This is a genomic window from Bullifex sp. (genome assembly GCF_034103065.1).
In the GTDB taxonomy this organism is placed as follows: Bacteria; Spirochaetota; Spirochaetia; order Sphaerochaetales; family Sphaerochaetaceae; genus Bullifex.
The window spans coordinates 1-9,290 of the sequence record NZ_JAXEGN010000012.1; the positions used below are offsets into that span (position 1 = coordinate 1).

Annotated in this window: 12 protein-coding genes; 4 read left to right on the forward strand and 8 right to left on the reverse strand. The window is 33.5% G+C overall.

The genetic code is table 11. The annotated features are described in order from the left end of the window. The 6 genes from SOY52_RS00355 to SOY52_RS00380 form a co-directional block, all read right to left on the reverse strand. A partial coding sequence (locus SOY52_RS00355) for an AAA family ATPase (RefSeq protein WP_320847001.1) occupies window positions 1-263 on the reverse strand: 263 nt, incomplete at its 3' end. A 129-nt stretch (window positions 264-392) separates the two neighbouring features. Further along, the gene (locus SOY52_RS00360) at window positions 393-1,367 is read right to left on the reverse strand and encodes a hypothetical protein (RefSeq protein WP_320847002.1); all 975 of its coding nucleotides are present in this window, start codon (window positions 1,365-1,367) and stop codon (window positions 393-395) included. A 2-nt stretch (window positions 1,368-1,369) separates the two neighbouring features. Beyond that, window positions 1,370-1,666, reverse strand: coding sequence for a leader peptide processing enzyme (locus SOY52_RS00365; protein WP_320847003.1), 297 nt, complete (start codon window positions 1,664-1,666; stop codon window positions 1,370-1,372). After that, window positions 1,659-2,180 carry a signal peptidase II gene (lspA, locus tag SOY52_RS00370; RefSeq protein ID WP_320847004.1) on the reverse strand — a complete coding sequence of 174 codons (522 nt, stop codon included), beginning with the start codon at window positions 2,178-2,180 and terminating at the stop codon, window positions 1,659-1,661. The genes SOY52_RS00365 and lspA overlap by 8 nt, the downstream gene beginning before the upstream one ends. Next, a complete protein-coding gene (locus SOY52_RS00375; RefSeq protein WP_320847005.1) occupies window positions 2,162-2,920 on the reverse strand; it encodes a Nif3-like dinuclear metal center hexameric protein in 759 nt (252 codons plus the stop codon). Before SOY52_RS00375 ends, lspA begins: the two co-directional genes overlap by 19 nt. A 77-nt stretch (window positions 2,921-2,997) precedes the next feature. Further along, entirely contained in the window at window positions 2,998-4,353 is a 1,356-nt protein-coding gene (locus SOY52_RS00380; protein WP_320847006.1) for an ATP-binding protein, read from the reverse strand. Window positions 4,354-4,526: 173 nt separating this feature from the next. Between SOY52_RS00380 and SOY52_RS00385 the strand changes: the two genes are divergently transcribed. Then, window positions 4,527-6,398: an AAA family ATPase gene (locus SOY52_RS00385; protein WP_320847007.1), complete on the forward strand. Its 1,872-nt coding sequence runs from the start codon at window positions 4,527-4,529 to the stop codon at window positions 6,396-6,398. On the opposite strand, the gene SOY52_RS00390 is transcribed toward SOY52_RS00385, so the two are convergent. Both SOY52_RS00390 and rsmI read right to left on the reverse strand, forming a co-directional pair. Further along, on the reverse strand, window positions 6,395-7,132 hold the full coding sequence (locus tag SOY52_RS00390; protein ID WP_320847008.1) for a TrmH family RNA methyltransferase: 738 nt from the start codon (window positions 7,130-7,132) through the stop codon (window positions 6,395-6,397). The two genes, SOY52_RS00385 and SOY52_RS00390, sit on opposite strands and share 4 nt — an antisense overlap. Continuing rightward, on the reverse strand, window positions 7,110-7,814 hold the full coding sequence (gene rsmI, locus SOY52_RS00395; RefSeq protein WP_320847009.1) for a 16S rRNA (cytidine(1402)-2'-O)-methyltransferase: 705 nt from the start codon (window positions 7,812-7,814) through the stop codon (window positions 7,110-7,112). The genes SOY52_RS00390 and rsmI overlap by 23 nt, the downstream gene beginning before the upstream one ends. Before the next feature lie 194 nt (window positions 7,815-8,008). Here rsmI and SOY52_RS00400 point away from each other — a divergent pair, with 194 nt between their 5' ends. The 3 genes from SOY52_RS00400 to SOY52_RS11130 form a co-directional block, all read left to right on the forward strand. After that, a complete protein-coding gene (locus tag SOY52_RS00400) occupies window positions 8,009-8,677 on the forward strand; it encodes a PspA/IM30 family protein (protein WP_320847010.1) in 669 nt (222 codons plus the stop codon). A gap of 2 nt (window positions 8,678-8,679) precedes the next feature. Beyond that, on the forward strand, window positions 8,680-8,886 hold the full coding sequence (locus SOY52_RS00405; protein ID WP_320847011.1) for a PspC domain-containing protein: 207 nt from the start codon (window positions 8,680-8,682) through the stop codon (window positions 8,884-8,886). Window positions 8,887-9,117: 231 nt separating this feature from the next. Then, window positions 9,118-9,290 (forward strand): ATP-binding protein (locus SOY52_RS11130; protein ID WP_414429573.1); only part of this gene is annotated, 173 nt, incomplete at its 3' end.

Consider the following 9,290-nt stretch of genomic DNA (forward strand, 5'->3'; position numbering starts at 1 on the left):
ATATGATTTTCAAATGATGGAGTTGTAGAAATTTTTAAATCAGAAAATATTTCATGAGAATCACAGCCTTTAGAGTAGTAGGCTGCTATCATATTTGCAGCCATTGTCTTTCCAAACCTTCTTGGGCGTGAAGAACAAATATAGCTATCTGGGCTGTCTATTTTTTTATTTAAAAAGGATAGAATCATAGATTTATCAACATAATATTCTGCTGTTTTGTCTTTTTTTAGATTTTCTATTCCTGGATTTAAGTATATTCCCATACATCTCTTCCTGCCTAAGTTTCTTTATTGTACCATAAGTCCTTATATAAATAAAACATAACGAAGAATACAGTTTATTTTGTTCTATTTGAATAAAGAAAAAAACTTAATCGCTGTGGTATAAAACTACTACCTTTCACTACCAATTAATAGCCCAAGTGATTCTCTACCCTTGATAAACTTTAAATCTTCACTAACTCCATTTGCACTGAAGTAACAATACCAAGCTTTTTCTTCAGCTCTATATATCGCATCACAGGAAGTAATATATCTTGAAGCCCATCCAGTTTTAACTGGTGGCATTATTACTCTTTTTTCTTCAAAATTAATACCATCTTCACTTGTTAGTAAAAGCATTAATGAGCGACTTCTTTTTTCTTCTTTATCGTAGAAAAATGGACACTGGATAGCAGCAAATCCTTGAGCACAAGGAATAATCTTTATACTACCAAGTGCTAAATTGCAGTATTTACCATCAGGGTCTGTTGCCATTAAAGGCTTTGGCAGAGGCGTATATGGTCCATCTATATTATCGCTTTCAGCAAAAGAAAAGTATTGAGTACACTTTTGCTTAGTATCATATAGAAGTCTATGAGATGCACCAAAATATAGTCTATACTTTCCCTCCCACATAACAAGCTGAGGTCTTGATAATCGTGGTTCAGAGAAATCTGAGGAATAAGGAACATCGAGTGCTGATAGCAATACTTTAGGTTTAGACCATAGTTTTAAATCAGTACTCGAAATCATATTAATTCTAGATGTTGATAGTTTATTTCCCTTCATCTTCATCTGAAAATAGTCTCTATCATGTGTTTCATAAAGTAGATAATAAGTTCCACCCTCCTTATAGATAAAAGGAGAGTGCCCTCTTAATAAGACCACATGCTGGACACGATAATCGAACCCTGATTGAGAAGTATAATGCTCAATTCCAACCCATGTATTAGCAAATAAATGCCATAGGTTGTCCGGAGATTCTTCCCTTTGAATTACTACAGGGTCATATAGTCCAGGCTTATAGAAAGGACTTGTTTGGATAGGACTATCAGAATATGCATACCAAGATGCATCTTCAAGTGTCGAGAAGGAAGGATAACGCACTATTATTCACCCTTTGGTCTTCTTGATCCTTTTCTTACAAATAGTGGATCTAATTTATTTTCAAGGTCAAATTTCTTTGTTGCAAAATTTACTAGCTTTGAATATACAAAGAATGATAGGCCAATTGAAAAAACAAATACTAGAACAACACCTACTTGTACTACTGCTACATTTTCAGGCATTGCTGAAATTACAAAGTTCAAAATTACAAAGCCTAAAATAAAGAAAAAACAAAGCAACAAAAGATTAACTACAGTTGCAATTGCCATAAAGATAAAAGAGTTTGTTTTCTTACTCACCTTTCTTTTCTCCTATTAGAAATGATAATAATATTAGCACAACCGATACGACAATAGATGCATCAGCAATATTATATGTTGGAAATCTATCAAATCCTAAAAATCCATACATATCTGTACTAATCCAATCGACTACTCTAAGGTGTCTAAATATTCTATCAATTAAGTTTCCTATTCCACCACCAGCTATACCGGCAAGGCACCATTTCTGAAAGTATGTAAAGTCTTTATCTGTTTTCTTACTACACACACAATATATTAAGAGGCCCATTAATATAATTGGTAAAATAATAAAGAATATAATCTTTATTGGAACATTCAATGATGTACCAATTGAAAAAGCAATTGCATCATTTCTTACATGTATTATTTCAAGAAAATCCCAAAACAAACTTTTAAAGACAGTATTTTCAGGAATAAACTTTACAACCAAAGCCTTTGTTATTTGATCAAGCAGAACAACGAAGATAGTTACAGTGAAAGGTAAATAACGTTTTAAAGTGCTGTTGGCCATGAGATAAACTCTCCTTTAATACCTAATTCACCAAGTACCATTCTCATTACTGCTTTTACACCAAAGGTCTCACTCTGGTAATGTCCTCCCGCAATAACATTAATCTTATTTTCTAATGCTTCATGGAAGTTCTGATGATATATTTCTCCAGTAATGAATAAATCAAGGCCATCATTAATTGCATCTGCAACATCATTTCCAGCACCACCAGAAACAATGCCAACAGTTTCACATAAATCTTTTCCAAACTCTAAAGTTTTTAGACCTGTATCAGATGAAAAGTCTAATAGTCTTACAATTTGATCAATTGTCATAGGAAAAGGAAGCTTTCCTTTTACTCCAATTTTCTTTCCTTTGTAGTCTGAAAACATATCATATGACTTTATACCTAAACACTGTGCCATCTGAGCATTATTACCAAATACAGGATGAGCATCGAGAGGAAGATGACAAGCATAAAGAGCCATATCATTATCAAGACAAGTCTTAACTCTATCATAGTGAGGACCATCAATCCTAATTGAGTCCCCCCAAAATAATCCATGGTGGACAAAAAGCATATCACAGCCCGCTTCTGCTGCTTTCTTAATTGTAGCTAGTGATGCGTCTACTGCATAACCAATTTTTTTAATTTCTTTATCACTTGAAGCAATTTGGATTCCATTTAATGATGCATCAAATGAGAAATCATCAAGCACCAATTTATCCCTTAAAAATTTATCGAGTTCTTTCAATTTCATGAAGGTAAGTATAATACGTTGAATGGATATTTTCCACATTCTCAAGAAACTATAATATTTGCTAAGCAAAAAGCAATTTATTGAGGAAGAGATGATAAATCAATTTTCCAAATCAATTTCTCAATTTCTCTATTTTTGATAAACATCATTAAATATATTGGCAGATAAACAATATTACCAACTCTCTTTATATTTTCATTATATAAAACATAAGCTTTCTCTATGTCATAATCTTTATTTTCAATTACATTCTTTAATGCATTATGCCTTAAATAGTTCTTTCCAGATTTTACTTCAATTGGAAGAAGCTTATCATCAATCTTTATTACAAAATCAAGTTCTCCCTGCTTCTTACTATTAAAATAGTATAGCTTCAATCCGTGAGAAAATAGTTCTTCGGCAACTGCATTTTCATAAATAGAACCATAATTTATATCTATATCATTATTTAGTATTCGAAGTTGAATGCCATCAGCATACTGACAGGCTAGTAGACCTACATCATTTGAAAATAGTTTAAATAGGTTTCTAAGTTTTGCAAGCTCTAAAGGAAGCTTTGGTTCTTCAATATTATAAACACCTATAGCTACGCCTGCTTCTCTAATCCAAATAAAGCTATCCTCTAATCTGCTAAACTTTGCATTTTCATTTAAATTTTTCAAAATAAATCTCTTATTTGGATTATTTAATTCAGCAGGTATGAGATTGAAAATATCCTTTATATAAAGCTTATTATTAATATCATATTGAGAAATATCCTCTACATACATTGAAAGGATTTCTCTCTGTTTATTCACAACCTTTTTTATATCATTTGTATCTAAATAAGTCTGAACAACAGCAGGCATACCTCCAACGATAAGATATAGACGAAAAAGCTCCATCAACTTTCTATGAATTATACTATCGATTTCTCTTTCCGCCTTAAAGGCTTCCTCAAGAACACTAAAAATGTTATCAGATATGCCACAAGCTCGATAAAACTCCTCAAGATTTAATGGATACATCTCTTTGACTGTTAAATATCCAACTGGCATAGAAGATATTCCCTTTAACCCGATACCTAATAATGACCCACTGAGTACATATTGATAGCTTCCTTCCTCAACAAGGAATTTAATAGCTGTCACTATCTCTGGAACTACTTGCACCTCATCAAAGAAAATTAATGTTTTTCCCTTAATTAGAGGTTGAGATGCAATAGCAGTAATCCTCAAAAGTAAATCCTTACTATTACTAGCTTTTGATATTGATGTCCTAGCAATAGAATCCTCTAGTAGATTTATTTCAATAAAAGAGGAGTAATGACTCTTTCCAAACTCACGTATTGCATAGCTTTTCCCAACCTGACGAGCTCCTGTAATTAATAATGCTTCTCGTCTATTGGGGGTAAAGTAAGATTCTAAGTAATCTGAAATTTTCCTCTTTAGCATTAAAACTATTTATCTCCTTGTATGATTTAAGGATAATATCATTTTTGCCTTTTTTCCAACACAAAATAAACATATTTTGTCCGTTTTTCCAATAATAATTTGATTAAATATTTCCATTTTTCCAATTTTTATGTGCGTTGACACTTAATTTACCACATCCTACAATTCCTTTTATGATTTTTGAACTTGATAGCAATGAAATCTCTTTCAAATATTCTTTACAAGATACAGATTTAGAAATATCTGAAAGAGGTATCGTAGGACAGGAAAGAGCACTTAAGGCTTTAAGAACTGGATTAAAAACAAATAGAAATGGATATAACCTCTTTATCAGTGGTGAAATGGGTACAGGCAAGCTTACATCTGTAAGGCAGGAAGCTGAAAATTGCACTGATGATGAGATGATTAAAGATGTAGTTTATCTTGCTAATCCTTCCAATCCATATTTTCCTATCTCACTTTGCTTAAATAAAGGAGACGGTAAAAAGCTAAAAGCTTTACTTAGCTCTGCAAATGAGGGAAATTACAAAACTATTCTTGAAGAAGTAAAGGGACAAATTCCTGAAGCTACAGGCTATGCAGCTTTATTGTCTAAGAATACATTTAATGTAAATAACTACAAAGTAAATTTAGTCCTTGATAGAAGTTTAGAAGTTAAAAGACCTTTTATTGTTGAATCGCATCCAACCTTTGAAAACCTATTTGGCTATGCTGAAAAAAGTGAGGAATGTCCTCACTTAGCAATTCATATTGGTTCCTATGCTAAAGCATCTGGAGGCTTTTTAGTATTAACAGCAGCAGAGGTCCTCTCCCAAAAAGGACTTTGGGATGCTATTAAAAGGCATTTAGATTCAACAGCAATGGCGCTATCTACAAGTGGAGTTCAAGGTTCGCTTGGAAAGGATGAAAGAATAAGGCCAGAACCAATAGCACTTCCTACAAAGGTAATATTACTAGGAAGTGAAGATATATTTGATGAGCTATGTGATAAGGATGAAGGTTTTTTAAGACTTTTTAAAGTTGCTCCTCAATTTGATTACCTGATGGAAGCAAATAAAGAAAATATCCTTGGTACAATCGCATATTTAAAAAAGATTAATCCTAATATCACAAAGGAGGCTTGTGAAGAGGTCTTAAGATATTCATCCTCCATTTGTGAATCAAGAGATAAACTAACATGCCAGCTAACACTTCTTGGAGATCTAATCTCAGAAGCTACTCTATATAGTGATGGAAAAATTACAGGTGATGATGTTAAAAGAGCAATAAAAGATAGAGCTGAGTTAACAGATCTTTTAGAAGATAGAATCAACCAAGAGATTAAGGCCGGAGAATTATTAGTTAGTACTAGTGGAAAGAAGGTTGGAATAATTAATGGTCTAGCAGTAATGGACCGAGGAGCTGCATCATTTGGTACCCCTGCAGTAATTTCAGCAACTGTAGCACCTGGTAGTGAAGGTATTGTTAATATCGAGCATGAAGCAGGGTTAAGTGGAGAAATCCATGATAAAGGAATTTTAATATTACAAGGCTATCTACGGAAGAACTATGCACGTTCCTTCCCGCTTTCAATTTATGCAGGCCTTTGTTTTGAACAAAACTATAGCGAAGTCGATGGCGACTCTGCCTCATCTTCAGAGCTATATGCCCTACTTTCGGCCATTGGAGAACTTCCTGTAAGACAGGATATTGCAATTACAGGATCTGTTAACCAAATGGGAATACTACAACCAGTAAGTGGAATAAATGAAAAGATTACAGGCTTTTACCACACCTGTAAGCTTTGTGGTTTTACAAAGACTCAAGGTGTAATTATTCCTAAACAAAACATTAGATCTTTAATACTTCCATATGAAGTTGAAGAGGACATCAAAAATGGTAATTTCCATCTTTGGGCACTCTCAACCATTGAAGAAGGCATGGAGCTGTTAACAGGTCTTCCATCTAGTACTCGTGATAGAAAGGGTTTATTTAAAGTAGGTTCTTTTAATAGAGTTATTGAAGACAACCTTAAAAAACTCTACGAAAGTGGTAAGGGAAATTAATTCCAACTATACATCAATATACCTGCCGCAACAGATACATTTATTGATCCCTTTGCTCCATGCAATGGGATCTCTACTTTTCCCAAAGAATCATTTGCAAGTTTTAAACATTCTGGGGATACCCCACTTTCTTCACTACCTAAAATGCAAGTTCCTTCTGTTGGAAAAGAAAATTCTTGAATAGGAGTACCACCTAATTCAAGAGCAAAGAAAGGTCCTTTAACTTCAGCTAATGAATTAATAATAGAGTATTCAATAGATTCTATTGCACCTCTACTAGTCCTAATTGCTCTTGGAGAGGTAATATCACCACACTCATAAAGGTAAATATGCTTAATTCCAAAGCTTTCAGCAGAGCGAAAGATTGCCCCAATGTTATATGGAGAGCGAATTCTATCCAAAAGTAGATAATGAGGCTTTACTATGCGAATAGAGTTATCAAGTTTATTATCACTATCGATAATATCCCAGTCTGCTACTTCCTCACCTAAGATAGCTAAACACTTATAATATATATCCTCACCTCTTTTTAAATTACCAGCTAAAAGATCAGAAAAAGCTTTCTCAAAGTAGGCTTTATCACTAACAAGCTCAAGAGAGATGACGATATCTTTAAGACCTAAGATATATTCTTCTTCAAACTTTTCGCCCTTTGAAGCAAGAAATGCTTGGGATGCACATTTTCTAAGCTGTACACGCGGTTTTAATGTTTTAATCTTCTTCAGAGTTATCATCGTCACTTACCATACATGGTGTAACTGCAACTGCAAATTCACCTTTAATACTATCTCGAGACTCCAAAATCTTTATAATATTAGAAACACTGTCTACTTTAATCTCTTCAAAAGCCTTAGTGAGCTCACGCCCCATAGTAATTCTTGCATTTGGCATTAGCTCTTCTATTTCCTTTAAGGTTTTAACAATTCTAAATGGAGACTCATAGAAGATAAATGTCTCTTCTCTTTCAAGAAGCTGTGTAAGTCTTTTAGTTCTTCTTCCCTTCTTTGGGGATAAAAAACCTTCAAAGGTAAAAGTCTTTCCAACATTACCAGCACAAGATAAAAGAGTAATAACTGCACTTGCACCAGGGATTGGTACAATATCATGTCCTGCATTTCTTACATTTTCGCAAAGTCTTGCTCCCGGATCAGATATTCCAGGAGTTCCTGCATCTGAGCAATAAGCAACACTTTGACCTTGGTCAAGAAGAGCGATAATACCTTTACTACTTGCTTCCTCATTATGTGCATGACATGCAATAGTTCTTTTCTTTATATCGTAGTGGGATAATAATAATGAAGTATGTCTTGTATCTTCACATGCGATGACATCAACGCTTTTTAAAACATTTAATGCACGAATTGTAATATCGTCTAAATTACCAATTGGTGTTGCAACCATATATAAAGTACTCATGAAATAATCATAGTTTACAACCACTATGATTTACAACATGGATAAATTGGCTATTTATACCATTATCCATGGGGAAAATAACCATATTATCATCAAAGCACTATGTTTTTACCCCATTTTTTAAAGTTGGCACGCTAAATGCAATATAACTTACGTCAAAAAATAAAAAATTAATTCCAAGAAGGAGATAAAAAATGAACGTATTTAAGAGAATGGGAGACATCATCTCCTCAAATGTAAACAGTGCACTAGACAAGATGGAAGACCCAAAGAAGATGATCAATTTGATGATCACAGAAATGGAAGATACAGAGAGAGAAATTAAAGTATCTATAGCAGAAAAGAGTGCTGAACTTGATAGCATTAAGAGAAATATTTCATCTGCCGATGATACAGTAAAGCGTTGGGCTGAGAGAGCTCAAATGGCTGTTGATAAAGGTAATGATGAGATGGCTAAGGAAGCAATTATCGAAAAGAGAAATGCTTTAGAAACTCTCAAGGCTTTAGAAGCTAACAGTGCAACTATTGAGAATATCATTATCTCTTTAAAAGAACAGCTTAGTGAAGTAAGTGCAAAGCTTAATGAGATGAAGGCTAAGAGAAATGATCTTTTATCTCGTGCAAATGCTGCTAAGGAAAAGATTAAGGTAAATGAAACTTTAAGAGAAGCTGATAGCATTAAGTATGCAAAGCGCTTTGAAGAACTTCAATCTAGAATTGAAAAGTGGGAAGCAGAAGCTAAGGTTTTTTCAACAACTCAGCCTCAAATAAAGAGTACTAGAGAAAGTTTTGAAGAAATGGAAAGAGAAAGAGATATCGAAGAAGAATTAGCTAAACTTAAGAACAACAAGGAGAATAATTAATTATGTTTTCAGCTTACCAGAGAAGATTATTAAGAGTTCCTAATGGAATTCTCTTCGGAGTATGTGCAGGACTTGGTAGAAGACTTGGGATTTCAACATTTTTAGTTCGCCTTATCACATTCATCGCTTTCTGTGCGACTGGCTTCTTCCCGGTAGGCCTAATTTATACCATCCTTGCAATAGCCCTTCCAGTAGGACCAGAGTATTGATATTGTAATTATCCCCTTACTTGGTGCATATCTTTTTTGGAGATGTGCACCATTTTTGTCCTAAATAATTTAATTTATTTCTCTGTGACCGTTTTTAGCATTTTTAGAGTAAAGCTTAAATATTTTTGCTACTATCTAAGTCCTAGATATACAGAGGGCTCTAGAAAATTATCTTTCAATACTATTCGATACATATTTGTAAATACATAATTTGACATAAATAATATTTTCATGGAAAAGTTTATAGGAAGAGAAAAAGAACTAAAAGAATTAGAGAAAAGGTTCAGCTCTGATGCTTTTGAATTCATTATTGTTTATGGACGCAAAAGGGTTGGCAAGACCATGCTCATAGAGCAAAGTATCAATAATAGAAGATGTATTTTTCTCCAAGGCACATCAAATTT